The sequence below is a fragment of the Bradyrhizobium sp. WYCCWR 13022 genome (assembly GCF_030435535.1).
In the GTDB taxonomy this organism is placed as follows: domain Bacteria; phylum Pseudomonadota; class Alphaproteobacteria; order Rhizobiales; family Xanthobacteraceae; genus Bradyrhizobium.
The window spans coordinates 314,768-334,481 of record NZ_JAUIZJ010000048.1; the positions used below are offsets into that span (position 1 = coordinate 314,768).

A 19,714-nucleotide genomic window follows, 5' to 3' on the forward strand; every position below is an offset into this window, starting at 1 on the left:
TCCATGGCGAACCCACTTTGCGGCCCGCTCGTTCGAGACCGCACCAGACCAGGTTTTCCGGGACTTCTATGCCAAGCAAGGTTCGCATCGCGCTGGACGCCATGGGGGGCGACGACGGCGCTGCCGTGGTCATTCCAGGCGCAGCCATCTCCCTCGCGAGGCATCGGGACATCGAATTCCTGCTGGTTGGGGACCGTGCCAGGATCGAGCCCGAGCTCGATCGGCACCCCCAGCTCAAGAGCGCTTCGAAGATCATCCATACCGACGTTGCCGTCAGCGGCTCGGACAAGCCGAGCCAGGCCCTGCGACGCGGTCGCAAGACCTCCTCGATGTGGCTTGCCATCGATGCCGTGAAGAAGGGCGAGGCGGACGTCGCGGTCTCCGCCGGCAACACCGGCGCGCTGATGGCGATGGCCCGCTTCCATCTGCGGACGCTGCCAGGCATCGATCGCCCGGCCATTTCAGCGATCTGGCCGACCCAGCGCGGCCAGTCCGTCGTGCTCGATCTCGGCGCCACGATCGGCGGCGATGCGCGCCATCTGGTGGCGCTCGCGGTGATGGGCGCGGCCATGGTGAGCGTGGTGTTCGACAAGAAACGTCCGACGGTCGGCCTGCTCAACATCGGGACCGAGGAGATAAAGGGGCACGAGGAGATCCGCGAGGCCGCCGAAATGCTGCGTGCGATGGACCTGCCGGAACTCGACTATATCGGCTTCGTCGAAGGCGACGGTATCGGCAAGGGCGTGGCCGACGTAGTCGTGACCGAGGGCTACAGCGGCAACATCGCGCTCAAGGCCGCCGAGGGAACCGCGCGCCAGATGGCGGAATTACTCCGTAACGAGATCCAGCGGAGCTGGCTGTCCAAGCTCGGCTATGTGTTTGCCCGCAATGCCTTCCAGGCCCTGCGTGACAAGATGGACCCGAACAAGTCGAACGGCGGCGTGTTGCTGGGTCTCAACGGACTGGTGGTCAAGAGCCACGGCGGAATCAACGCCGAAGGCTTTGCCTACGCGATCGATGTTGGCTATGAGATGGCTCACTACGATCTCCTGAACAAGATCAATCAGATGCTCAACCGCGAGGGTGGTGCACTTAATTCCGTGCAGACCGCGCAGGAGGCTGTTTCGTGACTCAAATTCGTTCGGTCGTGCTGGGCTGCGGCTCTTATTTGCCGGAGCAGGTGGTGACCAACGCCCAGTTGGCGGCGCGCATCGACACGTCCGACGAGTGGATCGTGCAGCGCACAGGCATTCGCGAACGGCACATTGCGACCGAGGGCGAATTCACTTCTCATCTCGCGATCAAGGCGGCGCAGGCCGCGCTCTCGGATGCCGGCGTGGACGCCCAGTCGATCGAACTGATCGTGCTCGCCACCTCGACGCCGGACAACACGTTTCCCGCGACCGCGGTCTCCGTGCAGCACGGGTTAGGCATCAACCACGGTGTAGCGTTCGATCTTCAGGCGGTATGCTCGGGCTTCGTGTTCGCGCTTGCCACGGCCGACAATTTCCTGCGCACGGGCGCCTACAAGCGTGCGCTCGTGATCGGCGCCGAGACCTTCTCGCGCATCCTCGACTGGAACGACCGCGGTACCTGCGTGCTGTTCGGCGACGGCGCCGGCGCGGTCGTGCTGGAGGCGCAGGAGCAGCCGGGCAATCCCGCGACTGACCGCGGCATCGTCACCACGCATCTGCGCTCCGACGGCCGCCACAAGGCCAAGCTGTTCGTCGACGGCGGACCGTCCTCGACCCAGACCGTCGGCCACCTGCGCATGGAGGGCCGCGAGGTCTTCAAGCACGCGGTCGGCATGATCACCGATGTCATCGTCGACGCCTTCCAGGCGACCGGGCTGAATGCCGACGGCATCGACTGGTTCGTGCCGCACCAGGCCAACAAGCGAATCATCGACGCCTCCGCCCACAAGCTGCACATCGCGCCGGAGAAGGTGGTGCTGACGGTGGACCGTCACGGCAACACCTCCGCGGCCTCGATCCCGCTGGCGCTGTCGGTGGCGCGCAAGGACGGCCGGATCAAGCGCGGCGACATGGTCCTCCTGGAGGCCATGGGCGGCGGCTTCACCTGGGGCTCCGCGCTGGTGCGCTGGTAAAGCCACATCGATAAAATTTTGCCGGAATCAGCGCCCAACATCGATGCGTCTGCATTGATGAGCGGTGTTGACCGCCGTATCGTAACCTCATAATTTCAGACAACAATTGTTCGCCGTGATGTGGGGCAGGGCGATGACCGATCAAAGTAAAACCGTAACGCGTGTGGATCTGTGCGAAGCCGTCTACCAGAAGGTGGGACTGTCGCGCACGGAGTCGTCCGCCTTCGTGGAACTCGTGCTGAAGGAGATCACCGACTGCCTTGAGAAGGGCGAGACGGTGAAGCTGTCGTCGTTCGGGTCCTTCATGGTCCGCAAGAAGGGTCAGCGCATCGGCCGTAATCCGAAGACCGGCACCGAGGTGCCGATCTCGCCGCGCCGGGTGATGGTGTTCAAGCCGTCGGCGATCCTCAAGCAGCGGATCAACGCCCAGCACCGCACCAATGGCGATGCCAGCAAGGCTCAACCCGAGGCGTAAAATCGCGCCTCCGCGAAGGATTTGGCATTTGGACAAGGCGCCGGATGCGTTCCGAACCATCAGCGAAGTAGCGCAGGAACTCGACATTCCGCAGCACGTGCTGCGGTTCTGGGAGACCCGCTTCTCCCAGATCAAGCCGATGAAGCGCAGCGGCGGCCGCCGCTACTACCGCCCCGACGATGTCGACCTGCTCAAGGGCATCCGCCGCCTGCTGTACGGCGAGGGCTACACCATCCGCGGCGTGCAGCGGATCCTGAAGGAGCACGGCGTCAAATCGGTGCAAGGCCTGGCTGACGGCTCGGCCGCGGTCTCGTTCGGGGCGATCGAGGACGCCATCGGGGCGAGCCTGATGGAGCCCGACGACGAGGCGCCCATCAAGGGCGTCGCCGATACCGACGATGACGACTACCAGGGCGACGAAGAGGAAGGCATCGACTTCCGCTTCACGGAGGTCGACGACGAGGAGATCCTCACGACCTTCCGCAAGGGCGGCACCGCCGCCGCGCCTATCGGCCCCAGCGCGCTGGACCGGGAGCGGCTGGAACGGGTGCTCGGCGACCTCGTCGCTTGCAAGGAGATGCTGGACCAAGCCCTGAAGGACGGTTGAGCGGCCTTTGGCCGGCTTTGCGGTCCGTTTCCTCGGCCTTTCGGCCAACACACCAAAATGGCGCGGCTCGCCTTGCGCATCGCGCCGATCCTAGCTAATGGAACGACGTTCGGAGCGTGGCGCAGCCCGGTTAGCGCACTAGTCTGGGAGACTAGGGGTCGGAGGTTCAAATCCTCTCGCTCCGACCATTTTGTTCAATGAGATGAGCCTAACCCTTGCGCGATCGCTGGTCGTCAAGCGATCTCCCGTATTCCGAACATTCTGTCTCATTGGCCCGTGGGCACCGGTTGCGGGGACATGGCTGCTCCCGCAGGAACGCTGCCGCGGGCCCAGGTCGGAAGGGCGAAGGCAAGTTGATACTGCCCCATCGGGTCCACGAATGAGGCTTGCGCGTTCTCCAGACGCCTGGTCAACCCGCTGGCGTTCAGGTCGAGGGCGTCGACGGCCAAAAGTGACATCGACACGCATGCGATCGTCGCTGCAATCGCGATGGCCCTCCATTCTGGTGACTCAATCATGTGACTTTCTAAGGTATTTTCACCTGCCGGGATAGATAGGGCTCCCGCACGGGATTCAACCCCCTCGCACGGCGCGCGCACGCATTTTTGAAGCCCGGCAATTCTGCAACGAGGCGGCCTTGAGGCTTGCTGATGGCGACGTCTAGGCGGATGGTTTCAAAAACCCCACCACCATCCTTGTCGTCTCATCCACCAGCGTCCGCACGGTCTTCTCCGCGAGCATCGCGGCCTGGTTCAGCACCGTGTTGTGCGCGATCGCCTCGATCGCGCTGACACAGACGAAGGCTGCGATATCGAGGTCGATCTTGCGCATCTCCTTGCGGCGGCTGTCGAGATAGGCGCGCACCAAGGTGTGGACCTCGCGGTTGAAGGCTTCGACGTCGAGCTTTCCGGCGCGCGGGATCTGCTCGGCGAGGACGCGGTGCAGTTCGGGATTGATGCGGTGTGCATCGATCGCGACGGTGACGAGGCGGCGCACGGCCTTCTCGATCGGCATGTCCATGACTTCGCAGAGTGTCGTGCGGACGATGCCCATGATCTCCTCGTGATGACGGTCGATCACGGCTGCGACGAGGGCCTCCTTGCTCGGGAAATATTGATAGAGCGAGCCGACGCTGACGCCGGCGACTTCGGCGATCCGGTTGGTGCTCGTCTTCTCAAAGCCTTCGCGCACCAGAATGCGAGCAGTTGCCTCGATCAGTGCGTCAACCGTGGCGCGGGACCGCTCCTGCGAGGCATTTTTCCGGGGATTTGTCGGGGGCTTGCGCGCCATGATCCTGCATTCCGAATGCGAGTAGGAAAAGCGAGTGAATGCTCGCATTATGAGTGAGGTCGGCGGCCGATGGATAGAAGCAAGATGGCAGCGACTGGGCGCAGCAGATGAGGGCAGGACGATGAGCGTTGCGAAGATGCTGTCGATCGGGCGGCTTTGCGAATGCAATTTCTCGCTGGCGAAATCTTCAGTCGATCGCGCGCCGAGCCTGCAGAGCCGCCTTTTCAACTTGCTGCTCGGGCTGCTTCCCTACAAGCAGCAGCTTGCCTCCGCCGAGGCCGTGCAGGCGCATGTGCAGAAGCTCGCGCTGCAGCCGGCCTCGCATGAGCCTGCGGGGCTTGGCCGCGGCGTCGATGCGACGCTGACGAAGATGGGCGGATGGCCGGTCTACTACACCGCGCCCGCGTCGGGCTTCGAGGGCCGTAATCACGTCATGTTCCTGCATGGCGGCGGCTATATCAACGAGATCGTGCCGGCGCATTGGCGCCTTGTCGGTCAAATGACCCGCAAGGCGAGCGTCGTCTGCGTCGTGCCGGTCTATCCGCTTGCACCGCGCGCGACCGCGAAAGACGTCGTGCCGGCGACAGCCGAGTTGTTGCGGATGCTGCTGGAGGACGCAGGGCCCGCAAAGGTCACGGTGGTGGGCAATTCGGCCGGCGCGGGCCTTGCCGTTGCCGCGTGCCAGTGGTTGCGCGACCGCGGCCATCGGCAACCGAATCGGCTGGTGCTGATCTCGCCTGCGGCCGACGCGTCCGTCAGCCGCCCCGAGCAAGCCGAGATCGCCGTACGCGATCCGATCCAGGACATTCCCGGCATCATCGAAGCGGCGCGGCTCTATGCCGGCGAGCTCGATGTCGGCCATCCCTTCGTCAGCCCGCTCAGCGGCGCGTTCCGCTCGCTCGCGCCGATGACGATCTTCTCGGGCACGCGCGATCTGCTGTACCCTGACAGCGTCGATCTCGCCGCGCGGGCGCGGGCGGCTGGCGTGTCGGTCGAGCTGCATCTGTGGCGCGACCAGCCGCACAATTTCGCGCTGATGCCGACGCCGGAGGGGCGGCGCGCGCGTGCGATGATTTTGCAGGCGGTGGCTTAAAGAGGGAGCGTGACTGATGTCACGCCGCGCGCCGTCCCGTGCGAGACTTGAAGCTGGCGAGGCTTTGTAGCTCGTGAGCCTTGGCGCTGATCGTACCGCGCGGAGGAACGACAGCGGCCCCCGGGCGTCTCCTCGGTATCAGTAGTTTTGCGGGGCCTTAGGCGTGGCCCTTGATCTCGTAATGGCCCGGCACGCACTTGTAGCGCTCGAGGCGCCAGTTGTTGTGATAGATCGGATGCTCGTCCATCCATTTTGCCAGCGGGGCCTGTGCGCCGACGGCACACGCCATCATCGACATGTCGGGCGTCATATTGCTGTCGGTCACGATCTCCTCGACACAGCTGCCCGAGGCAGCAGCGCCAAGCCGGCAGAGTACGGCAACGACGGTAATGAACATTCCAGTCACCTCATTGGTAGTTTCGACCACGAGGAGGATGCAAGCCGAGTGCCACAGCCTGTGTCGTAAACGACACGTCGGCCGGGCCTGCGCGTCCAGCGTTCCCCATTGGACGATTCGGATTGTAAAAAAATTGCCCCTAAACCGAAGCCGGACAAATACGGGGAACCCCCAGGAATCAAGTCAGGGATGAGGGATTGTGGGGGCTGCGCCGCGCCGGCAGAGCTTCACAAGGCGCAAGCAGCCGGTACGCTTCGAGGCGTGCGGAATACTCGCCAGGAGAGCGGGACCGCAGCAGGACCAACGGAAACGCGAGGGCAGACCATGAAGGTACGACCGACCGGCGTGATTCCGCCGATGACGACGCCGTTCCGGAAAGACGGCGAGATCGACACCAAGCTGGTGGCGCCGCAGGTCGACTGGATGATCGGTGCCGGCGCGCATGGCGTTGCGGCCGGCGGCTCGACCGGCGAGGGCCACACGCTCGATCACGAGGAATATCGCGACCTGATGACGGCGACGGTGGAGGCGGTGAGGGGACGCATCCCCGTCATCGCCGGCATCATCGTCGACTCCACGCGCGATGCGATCCGCCGCGGCAAGCTGGTGCGCGACATGAATGTCGCTGCCCTCCAGGTCACGCCGGTGCACTACCTCTTCAAGCCGGACGACGAGGCGATGGTCGCGCATTTTCGTGCCATGGCCGATGAGACCGGCATGCCCATCATCATCTACAACGTCGTGCCCTGGTCTTATCTGTCGCCGGCGCTGCTGACGCGGATCATGACCGAGGTGCCGCTGGTCGTCGGCGTCAAGCAGAGCGCGGGCGACCTCAAGCTGTTCGCGGACCTCATGATGATGGCGCCGGACAAGCTGATCTACAGCGCGGTCGATGCGCTGATGTATCCGTCCTACACGCTGGGCGCCCATGGCTCGATCGCCGCGATCCTGACCGCGGCGCCGCACGCTTCCGTCGCGCTGTGGGACGCGGTGAAATCAGGCGATCATCCACGCGCACTCGCACTCCACAAGAAGCTGCTGACGCTGTGGAACGCCATCATCGCCGACAATCTGCCCGCCTGCACGCGTTACGCGCAGACGCTCCAGGGCCTGCCGAAGACGTATCCGCGCGCGCCGATGCCGGAGGCCTCACCGTCGCAGCAGGCGGCGACCCGCAAGGCGCTGGAGGCGCTTGGCGCGCTGGACGGACGGCACACCGAGGCGGCCGAATAGTCCGCATGCCGAAATAACAGACGTCGAGACGCAGCGCCGATCCGCTTTTACCTGCGGATGCGGCGCTGCTACATTTTGTGCGCGTCGCTTCCGCGGCGTGCCAACGATGAAGAAACGTAACGACAAGGGGAGGGGTCGAAAGTCCCATGAAGGAATTTGCTGGAAAGACGGCTGTTATCACCGGTGGCGGTACGGGCATGGGGCGCGAGCTCGCCCGGCAGCTCGTGGCCGAGGGCTGCAATGTTGCGATGTGCGACGTCTCGGAAGCCGCGATGGCCGAGACCAAGCGACTGTGCGAGGTCGAGAAGCTGCCGCAGGGCTTGCGCGTCACCACGCATGTCGCCGACGTCTCGATCGAGGATCATCTCAAGCGCTTCCGCGACGAGTTCGTCGAGCAGCAGAAGACCGACAAGATCCACCTGCTGTTCAACAACGCCGGTATCGGCGGTGGCGGCAGCCTGTTCACCAACACGCGCGAGCAGTGGGAGCGCACCTTCAACATTTGCTGGGGCGGCGTCTATCTCGGCGTCCGCACCTTCCTGCCCATGCTGGTCAAGGCGGATGAAGCCCACATCGTCAACACCGCCAGCGTCAACGGCTTCTGGGCCTCGATCGGCATGGGCCAGGCGCACACCGCCTACAGTTCCGCGAAGTTCGCGGTGAAGGGGTTCACCGAGGCGCTGATCAACGACCTCCGTTTGCACGCGCCGCATGTCAAATGCTCGGTGGTGATGCCCGGTCATATCGGCACCTCGATCGTCTCCAATTCACGCAAGGTGCAGAGCGGCGACGGGTCGGAACGTCTCAATCCCGACGAGGTGGTGCTGACCCGCAAGCGGATGGTCGCGGCGGGCGTGCCAGATGCTGACAAGATGTCGGACGACGACATCCAGGCGGTGTTCGCCGAGCGTGCCCGCAGCTTCCTCGAGGATGCGCCGACGACCGCTGCGCAGGCTGCCAGGATCATCCTCGACGGCGTGAAGGCGGAGCGGTGGCGCATTCTCGTGGGGGACGACGCACAGCGCCTGGACGAGCGTGTGCGCGCTGCGCCGGAGCAGGCTTACGACAGGGCGTTCTACGAAAGTTTTGCTCAGGAGGTCGGCTGGCGGCTCGGCTGAGGCCGTCTACGATCGCGCGTGTAGATAGGGATGATGATTGTCATCGCAAGAGGTACGCCAACGGTTTTACGCAGGTAATTTTACTCAGGTCACTTTACCTGCCTTCCCGCGCGTGTCTGCTTATGACGATACGGAATGTCACGCATGCGACATGTATCACGCGTTCAAGCGATGGTGATCTCGAACGGGTCTCATTCGGCGCACGGCAGCTTGGTTAGGGAACTAAAATAGTTTAGTGAATCAGGGTCACGCCATCATAAAGCGTAGCTCCGATGATACCCGCATGCCTCTCCGACGACTTCATCCTCTGCCCGGAGAGAGAGGATATCTCTGCTGAGTTCACGCGGTTGCTGACCGCGGCACAGGAGGGCGGCGCCACCATCGCCGAATGCCTGATGATCGCGCGGCAGCTGAAGCGCGGCGACGAACAATCCTGGCATCGCGAGTGGAAGAAGCTGGCTCGGGCCAACCGGCATCGCGCCGAGGCGGCGTTCGCGGAAGGCCACTTGGTAACCGCGCAGCGCAACTGGCTGCGCGCGATGAACTATTACGGTGCGGCCGCGATGCCGCTCGATCCCGCCGACGAGCGCCGTTGGGTCGCGGTGCTCGCGATGCAGGAATGCGCCCGCCGCTTCCTCACCGCGCGCGGGCCGGCCGGTGAAGTCGTGACGATCCCCTGGATCGAAGGACATGCGCTGCAGGGCTACTTCCTGCCCGCGCCTGCGGCGAACGGTCGCGCGCCGACGGTGATCTGCATCGGCGAGCCCGGACATCGCAAAGAGGAGTTCCTGGTCAAGCTTGCCCCGCATGCGCGTGAGCGGGGCTTTGCGATGCTGGCGCTGGACCTGCTCGGCGACCAGCGCGACGACTACGCCAACACGCTGCTGCAGCGTCGCGACCTCGAGGGCTCGATTGGCAGCGTGATGGACTATCTGGAACTGCGCGGCGACGTCGATTTCGATCGCGTCGCGATCGTGGCGGACGGGTGGGGCTCTTCGTTCGTGGCGCGCGCCGTGTTGCAGGAGCCGCGCCTGGCGGCGGCGGTTTGTGACGGCGGTCTGTGGGACCTGCACGAACGATCTTTCCTGGCCAGCCGTTTCGCGATGAGCGACCTCAGCATCGTTCCGGTGCCGCATGCGCCGCTGATGGCCTCCAGTGCCGAATGTCCGGTGCTGATCACGATCGGCGAGGACGGCTGGCTCAAGGCCGACCGGGCGCGTCAGATCGTGCAGACATCCCGGCTCGGCAGCTCGGACGTCGTGCTGAAAGTGTTCACCGCGGCGGAGACCGGCGCGGCCCAGGCCCACGCCGACAATCCGAGCCTTGCCAACGAATACATCTTCGACTGGCTCGAATCGCAGCTCGGCGCGGCCGGCAAGCGGATCTGAGCGCGGCCTCCGGGCCGAGACGCGGATTTGCGCCTCAGAAGTCGAGAGAGATCCTGATGCAGGCTTTCTCGAGCCGGGTCTTCAGCGTCGCGAGCTTGGCGGTGAATTCGGTCAGCTCGTCCTCGTCGAACTCCTGGAAAACGAATTCGCGAATCGTCTTGTACTGTTCGTTGAGACTGGCGATGTGCTTCTGCGTCTTCTCGACCAGCGACAGCCGCACCACGCGCGCATCGGTAGGCGAGGGGCGACGCCGCAGCAGGCCCTTCTTCTCGAGAAGCTTGGACTGGGTTGTGACGAAGGACGGGTCGACGTGAAGGAGTTTCGAGACCACGTTGACGGGGACGCCATCGTCCTTGTCGAGATCGGAAATCGCCATCAGAATAAGCCATTGCGGTCCGCTGATGCCGAGCGTTCTGGCCCAGAACTGACGCAGCTCCTCCAGATACATGTTGATCGACGATATCTCCCAGGTGAATCGCCTGATGATATCGAGATTGCCGGCGGAGCGGAGGCGCGCCCCTTCTTTCCTCGTCGCTGACACAGCGTCACTCCCGCAGGCGGATCTCTTTCCGACCGTTAATTCGCGGCGGGCATAGTCCACGCAACTCTGCTCTGACGCAAGTGCAGGGCAGGGTAATTATGTCACGGAAATTACAAATATGATCCGATCAGCCTTTTGGCTCAGGTCCGGTGTGGCGCCGCAGACACAGGGTTAGTGAAACCACAAAGCTGATCTAATAAACTATTTTGATTAACGGAAAGGCGCAGGCATATTGCTTCGTGACGGTGGGGGGTTCTCGATCGTCCCGTTGCAGGTGGTTCGCTCACGTCCCTCGCGTTCGAATGCGGGTACGTCCGAAAGCGCGAAGCGGCCGAGCGGATTTTGAAGAGACGGGGATCTGGGGGGCCTCACGGTCCGGTCTCCGTAAAATGAGCAACTTGGAGGTTTTAAATGAAAGTGGTGAAGAGCCTTTTGCTCGGCACTGCGGCGACCCTGATCGCCGCCGGTGGAGCTCAGGCGGCTGATCTTCCGGTCAAGGCCAAGGCGGTCGAATACGTGAAGGTCTGCTCGCTCTACGGCGCCGGTTTCTACTACATGCCCGGCACCGACACCTGCATCAAGCTGGGCGGTTACCTGCGCGCTGACGCGATTCTCGGCGGCGCCGGCGACTACGGTTTCAACAACAGCACCAGCAGCGCGAACGGCGGGTCGAACAACCGGGTCACCAACTACTATTACAGCCGCGCCCGTTTCGACTTCAACGTCGACACCCGCACGGCGACCGAGTACGGCGTCGTTCGCACCTACGCCGACATGGTCTTCAGCTACGACTCGACCAACGCCACCGGCAGCAATCCGTCGACGATCTCGTCCAGTGCGGCAACGCTCGGTCTCTACCATGCGTTCATCCAGTTCGCAGGCTTCACCTTCGGTCGCACGGTCTCGATCTTCGATGCCCCGTGGCAGAGCTATCCGGCTGGCGGTCCCGATACCATCCCGGGCGGCTCCAACCACGTCAACGGTGTGAACCAGGCTGCCTACACGGCTGACTTCGGCCAAGGCATCACCGCTTCGTTCGCGTTGCAGGACGAGACGTCGGCGAACAACGGCCAGTCGAATCTCTGGAACGTATCGTCGGGTACGGCTGCCCAGTTCGTGACGGGCGTCTATGGCGCCAACGATTGGGGTGGCACGCGTTCTCCCGACATCCTCGGCAACGTGCGCGTCGACCAGGCCTGGGGTCTGGCCCAGTTGTCGGTTGTCGGGCATGACCTCCATGCCGGCTACTACGGCACGACCGAACCCTCGGGGCATCCCGCCGACAAGTGGGGCTGGGCTGTTCAAGGCGCGTTGTCGATCAAGAATATCCCGACCGGTGCGGGCGACGTGATCAACCTGCAGGCCGTCTACACGGACGGTGCAACGCGTTACAACTTCCAGAGCCTGTTCCCGCAGAGCTTCTTCATGTTCAGCGGTAGCGGCACGGGCGCGTATCAGAGCACCGGCTTCGCCGGTCTTGCCGATGGCGTCTTTGGAACGGGCACCGGCATCGACACCGTCAAGACCTGGGGTCTCCGTGGTGGCTACACCCACAACTGGAACCCGAACTGGGCGAGCGCCGTCTATGGTGGCTATGCCCAGCTGAAGTACGGCGACTCTGGCAAGGCCCTGATCTGCACCAACTTCGCCGGGATCGCGGTGGCCGGCTCGACCTGTAATCCGGACTTCAACTTCGCGGTGGTCGGTGTCAACACCGTGTGGACTCCGGTCAAGAACCTGGCGTTCACGGCCGACCTGAGCTGGTCGCGTCTGGACCAGAAGTACTCTGGCGCCATCAACAGCCCGGGCGTCGCCTCCGCTGCGAAGCCGGCGGCCGTGTACGAGCTGAAGGACCAGAACTCGGTCACCATGATGCTGCGCGCTCAGCGCAACTTCTGATCATCGACCGCGCTTATCGAGCAGAGAACCCCGGCGGGAAACCGCCGGGGTTCTTTTCTTGATGACATGTTGATTTTCGGAAGCGCGGATCTTCTCCGCGAGCCCGGAAGACGAGCTATGCGATTCGATCGCGACCAAATTTATTTACTTACCTGAGTTGCTCAGCTATATAACTGTCAGCCGGTTTCGAAAATTCACGGCTCTTAGCTTGATGCTAAGCCTCCAGAAACCTCCGGTAGTGCCCTGCCGGAGGTTTTTCGTTGCGGGAGCGGCATCGCCGCTTCAGCCTCGCATGACACGAGTGCGGGAATTCGGCCGATAGGCGAGGCGGCTGTGGCCGGCGCAATAGGGCTGGCCGTCATGCGCGGCATTGCCGCAGAAACAGAAATCTTCCGCACCCGGCGTCGAGATCGGCCAGCGGCAGCGATTTTCGCCGAGCTCCATCAGCGAGCAGCGATTGGCATCGTCGATCGGCCCGGTCGCGACCGGCGCGTCCGCTTCGCCATAGATCGTGGCGAGCATTTCAAATTGCAGCCGGGGGACCGCCTTCGGCGCTCGCGGCGCGCTCGTTCGGTCCTGAGGCCTGCGCTCGTCGAGCGAGCGGCCGCGCGTGAGATTCAGTCGCGACAGCTTGCCGATCACGGCATTGCGGCTGACGCCGATGTCGGCGGCGATCTCGCGGCAGGACAGGCCGGCCTCGAAGTGCTGCTTCAGAAGTTCAACGCGTTCGTTGGTCCAGGTTGGTGAGAGAACAGGCATTTGTAACGGTCCCAGGTTGCGACATCTGGCCATCAGTCGCCGAGATCCGTCCGCTTCCCGCTCAGTGCGCGTTCACGTCCTGCCGTTGTCGCGAATCGACAAAAGTCCGTCCTTGATGGCGAGACGGATGCCTTCCTCGATCAAGGTACGTGCGACGCCGGGGACGCTGGTGCCGTGGGTGCCCTGCCTCACCAACTTCTCCAGGTAGGTGATGGTCGAGAGCGCCAAGGTTACGGGAATGCGGTCAGTCTCGGCTTTTTCGGTGGCCATGGCCCGAACGCTAGCCTCTTACTCAGGTACATAAAAGTAACGATTAAGACTCTATTTAGGTTTAGGGGTGGAAGTCAAATCCGGGTTGTCACGGTAGAGCAGCACGTTGGAATCGCTGGAAAAAAGACGCGATCAAGCACGCCGCGCGGAATCCCGGGCGGCGGCGTCGCGTCGAGAGGTCGGGAAGATGTGGCCCGGCTCAGCCGTGCACGATCGCTTTTTCGATCATGCAATGGATGCCCTTTGAGCCGTTGACGGTCTGGGTGACGCGCAAATCGGCCGCGAGGCTGCACAGCGTATAGGCGTCCTCGCGCGACAGGTTTCGGATCTCGCCGAGCAGCACGATCATGTCGCGCAGCGCACGCACCGCGCATTGGTCGAGGTCGGGGTCCATCGCCATGGTGATGTAATGGGTCGGCGACTCCGCGCGCGGGTAGTCGAACCGCAAATCCTTGCGCAATGTCAGCCGGAAGCGACCTTGGAGCGCGGTCTCGATCGCGGTGACGCAGACTTCGCCGTCGCCCTGCACGCCATGGCCGTCGCCGCAGGAGAACATCGCGCCCGGGACGAACACCGGCAGATACAGCGTCGCACCGGCGCCGAGCTCCTTGTTGTCGAGATTGCCGCCCATGGCGCGCGGCACGAGCGAGGAGATGCGGCCCCAGGCCTGCGGCGGCGACACGCCCATCACGCCGAAAAACGGCTTGAGGGGCAGGTCGAGACCCCAGGGCATGCGGCCGACCATCCGCGTCCGGTCCAGCGGGATGTTGAGGATGCGCGTCTCGTGAAAATCGTCGGGCAAGGTGCCCGACAACGGCCTGATCAGATTCCAGCCCCAATCCTGCCGCAGCTGGACGTCGAGGATATCGATCTGAAGCACGTCGCCGGGCTCGGCGCCGTCGACCGCGATCGGGCCGGTCAAGATATGACCGGGGAGCATGCGCTCGCTTTTGGCATGTACCTCGAACGTCTCCGGCGGAATGTGAAACTTGCTCCGGTCGGGCAGGACGTCCGGGCCGCCGCTAATGGTATCGACGGTGACTTCGTCACCGCTCCTGACGGTGAGGACGGGCTTGAGAGCGGCCTCGAAGAAGCCCCAATGGCAGGTCTCGGGACTTGAATGCAGGTGATGATGGGTCATTTGCCGCGTCCGATTGGTTTCACAGGGCTCGTCATCAGATCGTGCGATGGCCGGGCTTGACCCGGCAATCGATCCTCTTCCAAGAAGATTTCTGAAGACAAGCGGGCGGGTCAAGCCTGCGTATCACCGGCACGATCATTTCAGCGAGGTTTCTCCTGTTCTTCGTTCTTTCCAAGACGCTCGGCGCCGCGGTGCTGCCGATCAATCTTCTGGTCGAGCTCGGGATCATCTCGGTCGTGCTGATGGCCACGCGCTTTGCCGGGCTCGGCCGGAAACTGGCCGCGACCACGCTGGTCCTGTTCGCGCTCACCGCCTTTTCGCCGCTCGGCAATTGGCTGCTCTATCCGCTGGAGTCGCGCTTTCCCGCATGGGACCCGACGCGCGGTGCACCCGACGGCATCATCGTGTTGGGCGGCTCCGTCGACACCGAGCTGTCGGCGGCGCATCACACGCCCGTGGTCCCGCACGCTGCCGATCGCCTGTTGGCGCCGGCCGAGCTTGCGCGCCGTTATCCCAATGCGCGTATCGTCTTCACCGGAGGCTCCGCGAATCTGATCGCAAATGACGCCAGAGAGGCCGACTATTCTGCGCCGATCCTGGAAAATGCGGGCGTCCCCAAGGAACGCCTGATCCTGGAGCGGGACTCGCGCAACACCTACGAGAACGCGATCTTCACCAAGCGCCTGGTGGCGCCGAAGCCGGGTGAGCGCTGGCTGCTGGTCACCTCAGCCTATCACATGCCGCGCGCGATGGGCATTTTCCGCAAGGCTGGATTTGACGTCGAAGCCTATCCGGTCGATTGGCGGATGGGCGGTCGCGACGATCTGTTCTCGTTCACGAACAATGCTCTGGAGGGCTTCGGCCATACCGACGTGGCCGCGCGCGAATGGATAGGCCTTCTGGCCTACCGTCTCATGGGAAGGACCGGCGAGTTGCTTCCCGGGCCTGCCGAGGACTAGAACGGTTCTCGGAAGCGCAACGATCCGCGTCGGGAGGATGCCATGCAGCAGCAAGCCGCTGATACGATCGACCTTGCCGGCCTCGTGGCCGATCTGAACAGCCTGTTGCGGCTGAAGACGACGGTGATCGGCATGAAGCTGTTCGCGCATGCCGCGGACATGGAGGCGATCCCGAAAATCCGGCGGCCGACTGCTGTTCACACCACTGACCAGATCGTCAGCATGGCTTCGCGGCTCGGTTGGACCGTCGGCATCACCGGCGAGGATCTCGTCGGCGCACAGTGCCGCGCGGTGATTGGCCTTAGCCCCCAGGACGAGAACTGGCTCGCCGGCGAAAACTATGTCGGCGTCTGGCACGGCACGGCGGAGGATGCGCGCAAGCGCCAGGAGGCGCTGGACGTGGTTCCGTTCGGGCAGTATCAGGCTCTCGCGGTCAGTCCGCTCGCAAGCGGACGGCTCAATCCGCCCGACATCTGCCTCGTCTATGCGACGCCCGGGCAGATGATCATCCTGATCAACGGGCTGCAATATACCGGCTACAAGAAGTTCGAATGGGGCGTGGTCGGCGAGACCGCTTGCGCGGATTCATGGGGCCGGGCGCTCAAGACCGGCGAGCCCAGCCTGTCCTTGCCATGCTATGCCGAACGGCGCTATGGCGGCGTGCCGGACGAGGAGATGCTGATGGCCCTGAAGCCTGCGCATCTCGCCAAGGCGATCGAGGGCATGAAGGCGCTGGCCAGGAACGGCCTGCGTTATCCGATACCGCCTTATGGAATTCAAAGCGACGTCCGCGCCGGAATGGGCGTGAGTTACGCAAAGAAATAAAGGCCGACCATGAGCTCTGCGAAGTTCGACATCGTTGTCTATGGCGCGACCGGTTTCACGGGCCAGCTCGTCGCCGAATATCTGGCAGCGCATTACAAGGGCGATAAGTCGCTGAAATGGGCGATGGCGGGGCGCAGCCTCGACAAGCTGAAATCCGTGCGCGACGCCATCGGCGCGCCCGCCGATACGCCGCTGATCGTGGCCGATGCGTCCGATGCCGCCTCGCTGAAGGCGATGGCGGAGCAGACGATGTCGGTGATCACGACGGTCGGTCCGTATCAACTCTACGGCGAGGAACTGCTCGCGGCCTGCGTCGCCACCGGCACCGATTATTTCGATCTCTGCGGTGAGCCGATCTGGATGCGGCAGATGATCGACAAATACGAAGCGGCGGCGAAGGACAGCGGCGCGCGCATCGTGTTCTCCTGCGGCTTCGATTCCGTGCCGTTCGAGCTCGGCACGTTCTTCGTGCAGGAAGAGGCCAGGCGGGTGTTCGGCGCACCGGCCGCGCGCGTGAAGGGTCGCGTGCGCGACATGCGCGGCACGCTCTCGGGCGGCACCGCGGCGAGCGCGAAGGCGACGTTCGACGCGGTCGCCAAAGACATCAGCCTCGTCGCGATCCTGAACGATCCATTCGCGCTGACGCCAGGCTTCACAGGCCCGAAGCAGCCGAGGGGTAACAAGCCGCTGCTCGAGGACGACCTGCTATCCTGGGCCGCGCCGTTCATGATGGCGCTGATCAATACCCGCAATGTCCATCGCTCCAACATGCTGATGGGCTTTCCCTACGGCCAGGACTTCGTCTACGACGAGATGGTCTTGACCGGTCCCGGCGAGAAGGGCGAGGCCAACGCCAGGCGCGTGATGGCCGCCAACGCCGAGAAGACCGGCCCGAGTGCGCCGAAACCGGGTGAGGGGCCCTCGAAGGAAGAGCGCGAGAACGGGCTGTTCAACCTGCTCTATGTCGCGGTTGCGCCCGACGGGCGCATGGTCCGCGCCGGCGTCACCGGCGATCGCGATCCCGGCTACGGCTCGACCTCGAAGATGATCTCGGAATGCGCGATCTGCCTGCTGCGCGATGCGACTGACGTCGCCGCCGGCTTCTGGACGCCGGGCGCAGCGATGCAGCACAAGCTGATCAAGCGGCTGCGGGACAATGCCGGCCTGACGTTCGAGGTGGAAGCGTAAGGTCCGTGCCCTCGAAGTTCGACATCGTCGTCTACGGCGCAACCGGATACACCGGCCAGCTCGTGGCCGAATATCTCGCTGCGAACCATGTCGGCGACGGGGCGCCGACATGGGCGCTTGCCGGGCGCAGCAGAGACAAGCTCGTCTCGGTGCGCGACGCGATCGGCGCGCCCGCGGAGACGCCGCTGATCGTCGCCGACGCAGCCGATCCCGCGTCGCTGCGGGCGATGGTTGCTCAAGCCAAGCTGGTCGTCACCACGGTCGGTCCCTACCAGCTCTATGGCTCCGATCTGCTTGCCGCCTGCGTCGCTGATGGCACCGACTACATGGACCTCTGCGGTGAGCCGATCTGGCTGAAGCAGATGATCGACATGCATGAGGCGGCAGCCAAGGCCAGCGGCGCGCGCATCATGTTCTCCTGCGGCTTCGATTCCATGCCGTTCGAGCTCGGTGCGTTCTTCGTGCAGGAGGAAGCAAGGCGCGTGTTCGGAGCGCCAGTGCCGCGCGTCAAAGGGCGCGTCCGCGATCTCAGCTGGAAATTCTCCGGCGGCACCTCGGCGAGCGCGAGGGTCACCTTTGAAGCGGTGGCGCAGGATCTCAGCCTCGTGTCGATCCTCAAAGACCCCTTCGCCCTCACGCCCGGCTTCGAAGGGCCAAAGCAGCCGCGTGGCAACAAGCCTGTGTTCGAGGAGGACCTGCAATCCTGGTCCGCCCCGTTCGCGATGGCGACGCTGAACACGCGCAACGTTCACCGCTCCAACATGCTGATGGGATTCCCCTATGGCAGGGACTTCGTCTACGACGAAATGGTGCTGACGGGGGCGGGGGACGAAGGGCAGGCCAATGCGAAGCTCGTCATGGCCGCCAACAGCGAAAAGACGGGCCCCGAAGCGCTCAAGCCTGGCGAGGGACCGTCGAAAGAAGAGCGAGACGCCGGCCATTACGACCTGCTCTATGTCGCCATTGCGCCTGACGGCCGTCAGGTGCGCGCGGCAGTGAAGGGCGATCTCGATCCCGGTTACGCATCAACGGCAAAGATGGTTTCCGAATGCGCGATCTGTCTGCTGCGCGACGCGCCCGATGTGCCGGCCGGCCTCTGGACGCCGGGTGCGGCGATGCAGCACAAGCTGATCAGGCGACTGGTCGATCACGCCGGTCTGAGGTTTGAGGTCGAGACATAGCGTTTCCTGCGCCTCCCCCCGCGTGCGGGGAGAGGAGAGGAGGAAGTCACGCCGCGCGCGCGTCATACGCATACATGAAATCCATGCTCTTCGACCCCAGCGGCAGCAGCCATTTGATCATCTGATTGCGGATGAAGGCGCCGGCGGCGCCGAGTTCGCGCTTGTTGTTGCCGTTGCGGCGGGCGATGGCGACGATCTTTTCCGCACGGGGGCGCCGCTCGGCCTCGAAGGCCTGGAAGGTGGCGCTGAGTTCCTGGCCTTCCTGCATCAGGCGGGCGAGCCGCATGGCATCTTCCAGCGCGAGCGAGGCGCCCTGGCCGGCATGAGGGCTGGTTGCATGCGCAGCATCGCCGATCAGCAGCGAGCGCTTGCGCGACCAGGTCGGCAGGGTCGCGACGTCGAGCGTGTCGGTGACTACGATGTTCTCGGCAGCCTCGATGATGGCCGGGATCGGATCGTGCCAGCCCTGATGGAAACCGCGCAAATGTTGCTTCAGCGTTTGCTCGTCGAGCGCTCGGAACATCGCGGCGTCCATGCCGTGCGCGGGCTGGGTGCTCCACCACATCACGCCGTCCTTCGGATCGGAGCTGCAATAGCCGTAGCCGAAGAAGCCGCTTTGTCCAAACGTGGTCTCGACATGCCGGCCGATCGCCCTTCCGTCGAGCACGGCATGCGGTACGAAGCCGCCGAAGCCGATCAGGCCGGTGTTGAAGGGTTTGGGACCATCAGGCACCACCTGGCGCCGCGTGATCGAATGCACGCCGTCGGCGCCGATCAGGAAGTCGCCCTCGGCGGTGGTGCCGTCGGCGAAATAGGCGATAACAGGCTGGTCGCCCCGGTCCTCGATCTTGATCAGGCGCTTGTCGAAATAAAGCGAGACGCAGGCGCACCAGGCCTTGTCGATCAGGATCTCGTTCAGCGTGGCGCGGCAGACATTGACCGCGGGCTGGCCGAAGCGCCGCGCCATGTCGCGGTTGATAGAGCCGAGCCGTCGACCTTCTTGCGAATAGAAGTCGAAGGACTCCGCGATCGAGCCGCGGCTGATCAACTCTTCCGCGAGCCCGATCTCGTCCATCACATGCATGCCGTTCGGCGCGATCTGGAGGCCGCCGCCGATGCCTTTGGAGTAGGGCCATGCTTCGTAGATCGCCGATTCGATGCCGGCGCGGCGCAGCAGGATCGCGGTCACGGGCCCGGCGATGCCGGCGCCGATGATCAGGGCCTTGCGGGGACGATGAGGCAT

Annotated in this window: 20 protein-coding genes and 1 tRNA gene; 14 read left to right on the forward strand and 7 right to left on the reverse strand. The window is 63.9% G+C overall.

Going from position 1 to position 19,714, the window contains the following annotated elements:
• Positions 1-68 precede the first annotated feature (68 nt).
• The 5 genes from plsX to QY049_RS38530 all read left to right on the forward strand — a co-directional run bounded on the left by plsX (position 69) and on the right by QY049_RS38530 (position 3,377).
• Positions 69-1,130, forward strand: a complete 1,062-nt coding sequence (gene plsX, locus QY049_RS38510) for a phosphate acyltransferase PlsX (protein WP_258766670.1) — start codon at positions 69-71, stop codon at positions 1,128-1,130.
• Positions 1,127-2,107, forward strand: coding sequence for a beta-ketoacyl-ACP synthase III (locus tag QY049_RS38515; RefSeq protein ID WP_194482484.1), 981 nt, complete (start codon positions 1,127-1,129; stop codon positions 2,105-2,107). The genes plsX and QY049_RS38515 overlap by 4 nt, the downstream gene beginning before the upstream one ends.
• 133 nt (positions 2,108-2,240) lie before the next feature.
• Complete coding sequence (locus QY049_RS38520) at positions 2,241-2,582, forward strand: integration host factor subunit alpha (RefSeq protein WP_018456841.1); 342 nt, start codon at positions 2,241-2,243, stop codon at positions 2,580-2,582.
• 28 nt (positions 2,583-2,610) lie between these two features.
• Entirely contained in the window at positions 2,611-3,189 is a 579-nt protein-coding gene (locus QY049_RS38525; RefSeq protein ID WP_194482485.1) for a MerR family transcriptional regulator, read from the forward strand.
• 110 nt (positions 3,190-3,299) lie between these two features.
• Positions 3,300-3,377, forward strand: a tRNA-Pro gene (locus QY049_RS38530).
• Between the two features lie 472 nt (positions 3,378-3,849).
• Here QY049_RS38530 and QY049_RS38535 read toward each other — a convergent pair.
• Positions 3,850-4,479, reverse strand: a complete 630-nt coding sequence (locus QY049_RS38535) for a TetR/AcrR family transcriptional regulator (protein WP_301270688.1) — start codon at positions 4,477-4,479, stop codon at positions 3,850-3,852.
• A gap of 121 nt (positions 4,480-4,600) precedes the next feature.
• Here QY049_RS38535 and QY049_RS38540 point away from each other — a divergent pair, with 121 nt between their 5' ends.
• Positions 4,601-5,572: an alpha/beta hydrolase gene (locus QY049_RS38540; protein WP_301270689.1), complete on the forward strand. Its 972-nt coding sequence runs from the start codon at positions 4,601-4,603 to the stop codon at positions 5,570-5,572.
• A 157-nt stretch (positions 5,573-5,729) separates the two neighbouring features.
• Here QY049_RS38540 and QY049_RS38545 read toward each other — a convergent pair whose 3' ends face one another.
• A complete protein-coding gene (locus QY049_RS38545) occupies positions 5,730-5,969 on the reverse strand; it encodes a hypothetical protein (protein ID WP_194482510.1) in 240 nt (79 codons plus the stop codon).
• A 324-nt stretch (positions 5,970-6,293) separates the two neighbouring features.
• On the opposite strand from QY049_RS38545, the gene QY049_RS38550 reads away from it, so the two are divergent.
• From QY049_RS38550 to QY049_RS38560, 3 genes are all read left to right on the forward strand, one after another.
• Positions 6,294-7,202, forward strand: coding sequence for a dihydrodipicolinate synthase family protein (locus QY049_RS38550; protein WP_194482511.1), 909 nt, complete (start codon positions 6,294-6,296; stop codon positions 7,200-7,202).
• Between the two features lie 146 nt (positions 7,203-7,348).
• The gene (locus QY049_RS38555) at positions 7,349-8,320 is read left to right on the forward strand and encodes an SDR family oxidoreductase (protein ID WP_301270690.1); all 972 of its coding nucleotides are present in this window, start codon (positions 7,349-7,351) and stop codon (positions 8,318-8,320) included.
• A gap of 272 nt (positions 8,321-8,592) precedes the next feature.
• Complete coding sequence (locus QY049_RS38560; protein WP_194482513.1) at positions 8,593-9,708, forward strand: S9 family peptidase; 1,116 nt, start codon at positions 8,593-8,595, stop codon at positions 9,706-9,708.
• A gap of 34 nt (positions 9,709-9,742) precedes the next feature.
• Here QY049_RS38560 and QY049_RS38565 read toward each other — a convergent pair whose 3' ends face one another.
• Entirely contained in the window at positions 9,743-10,249 is a 507-nt protein-coding gene (locus tag QY049_RS38565; protein WP_194482514.1) for a MarR family winged helix-turn-helix transcriptional regulator, read from the reverse strand.
• A gap of 411 nt (positions 10,250-10,660) precedes the next feature.
• Between QY049_RS38565 and QY049_RS38570 the strand changes: the two genes are divergently transcribed.
• Positions 10,661-12,148: a porin gene (locus QY049_RS38570; protein WP_194482515.1), complete on the forward strand. Its 1,488-nt coding sequence runs from the start codon at positions 10,661-10,663 to the stop codon at positions 12,146-12,148.
• Positions 12,149-12,430: 282 nt separating this feature from the next.
• Here QY049_RS38570 and QY049_RS38575 read toward each other — a convergent pair whose 3' ends face one another.
• The 3 genes from QY049_RS38575 to QY049_RS38585 all read right to left on the reverse strand — a co-directional run bounded on the left by QY049_RS38575 (position 12,431) and on the right by QY049_RS38585 (position 14,318).
• Complete coding sequence (locus QY049_RS38575; protein ID WP_194482516.1) at positions 12,431-12,907, reverse strand: GcrA family cell cycle regulator; 477 nt, start codon at positions 12,905-12,907, stop codon at positions 12,431-12,433.
• 72 nt (positions 12,908-12,979) lie between these two features.
• A complete protein-coding gene (locus tag QY049_RS38580) occupies positions 12,980-13,177 on the reverse strand; it encodes a hypothetical protein (RefSeq protein ID WP_007603456.1) in 198 nt (65 codons plus the stop codon).
• Positions 13,178-13,376: 199 nt separating this feature from the next.
• Positions 13,377-14,318, reverse strand: a complete 942-nt coding sequence (locus QY049_RS38585) for an acetamidase/formamidase family protein (RefSeq protein WP_258766673.1) — start codon at positions 14,316-14,318, stop codon at positions 13,377-13,379.
• Between the two features lie 191 nt (positions 14,319-14,509).
• Here QY049_RS38585 and QY049_RS38590 point away from each other — a divergent pair, with 191 nt between their 5' ends.
• The 4 genes from QY049_RS38590 to QY049_RS38605 are packed head-to-tail and all read left to right on the forward strand — an operon-like array spanning position 14,510 to position 18,471.
• Positions 14,510-15,277: a YdcF family protein gene (locus tag QY049_RS38590; protein ID WP_194482518.1), complete on the forward strand. Its 768-nt coding sequence runs from the start codon at positions 14,510-14,512 to the stop codon at positions 15,275-15,277.
• A 42-nt stretch (positions 15,278-15,319) separates the two neighbouring features.
• The gene (locus tag QY049_RS38595; RefSeq protein WP_258766675.1) at positions 15,320-16,102 is read left to right on the forward strand and encodes a DUF169 domain-containing protein; all 783 of its coding nucleotides are present in this window, start codon (positions 15,320-15,322) and stop codon (positions 16,100-16,102) included.
• 9 nt (positions 16,103-16,111) lie between these two features.
• Entirely contained in the window at positions 16,112-17,290 is a 1,179-nt protein-coding gene (locus tag QY049_RS38600) for a trans-acting enoyl reductase family protein (RefSeq protein WP_301270691.1), read from the forward strand.
• Positions 17,291-17,295: 5 nt separating this feature from the next.
• On the forward strand, positions 17,296-18,471 hold the full coding sequence (locus tag QY049_RS38605) for a trans-acting enoyl reductase family protein (protein ID WP_301270692.1): 1,176 nt from the start codon (positions 17,296-17,298) through the stop codon (positions 18,469-18,471).
• Between the two features lie 46 nt (positions 18,472-18,517).
• Here the strand turns inward: QY049_RS38605 and QY049_RS38610 are convergent, their stop codons facing one another.
• Positions 18,518-19,714: an NAD(P)/FAD-dependent oxidoreductase gene (locus QY049_RS38610; protein ID WP_194482522.1), complete on the reverse strand. Its 1,197-nt coding sequence runs from the start codon at positions 19,712-19,714 to the stop codon at positions 18,518-18,520.

Bases quoted from the DNA above. Each gene is read 5' to 3' on its own strand.
- plsX (WP_258766670.1), top strand. From the start codon at position 69: ATGCCAAGCAAGGTTCGCATCGCGCTGGACGCCATGGGGGGCGACGAC.
- QY049_RS38520 (WP_018456841.1), top strand. From the start codon at position 2,241: ATGACCGATCAAAGTAAAACCGTAACGCGTGTGGATCTGTGCGAAGCC.
- QY049_RS38535 (WP_301270688.1), bottom strand. From the start codon at position 4,479: ATGGCGCGCAAGCCCCCGACAAATCCCCGGAAAAATGCCTCGCAGGAG.
- QY049_RS38540 (WP_301270689.1), top strand. From the start codon at position 4,601: ATGAGCGTTGCGAAGATGCTGTCGATCGGGCGGCTTTGCGAATGCAAT.
- QY049_RS38545 (WP_194482510.1), bottom strand. From the start codon at position 5,969: ATGTTCATTACCGTCGTTGCCGTACTCTGCCGGCTTGGCGCTGCTGCC.
- QY049_RS38550 (WP_194482511.1), top strand. From the start codon at position 6,294: ATGAAGGTACGACCGACCGGCGTGATTCCGCCGATGACGACGCCGTTC.
- QY049_RS38555 (WP_301270690.1), top strand. From the start codon at position 7,349: ATGAAGGAATTTGCTGGAAAGACGGCTGTTATCACCGGTGGCGGTACG.
- QY049_RS38560 (WP_194482513.1), top strand. From the start codon at position 8,593: ATGATACCCGCATGCCTCTCCGACGACTTCATCCTCTGCCCGGAGAGA.
- QY049_RS38570 (WP_194482515.1), top strand. From the start codon at position 10,661: ATGAAAGTGGTGAAGAGCCTTTTGCTCGGCACTGCGGCGACCCTGATC.
- QY049_RS38575 (WP_194482516.1), bottom strand. From the start codon at position 12,907: ATGCCTGTTCTCTCACCAACCTGGACCAACGAACGCGTTGAACTTCTG.
- QY049_RS38580 (WP_007603456.1), bottom strand. From the start codon at position 13,177: ATGGCCACCGAAAAAGCCGAGACTGACCGCATTCCCGTAACCTTGGCG.
- QY049_RS38585 (WP_258766673.1), bottom strand. From the start codon at position 14,318: ATGACCCATCATCACCTGCATTCAAGTCCCGAGACCTGCCATTGGGGC.
- QY049_RS38595 (WP_258766675.1), top strand. From the start codon at position 15,320: ATGCAGCAGCAAGCCGCTGATACGATCGACCTTGCCGGCCTCGTGGCC.
- QY049_RS38600 (WP_301270691.1), top strand. From the start codon at position 16,112: ATGAGCTCTGCGAAGTTCGACATCGTTGTCTATGGCGCGACCGGTTTC.
- QY049_RS38610 (WP_194482522.1), bottom strand. From the start codon at position 19,714: ATGCCTCATCGTCCCCGCAAGGCCCTGATCATCGGCGCCGGCATCGCC.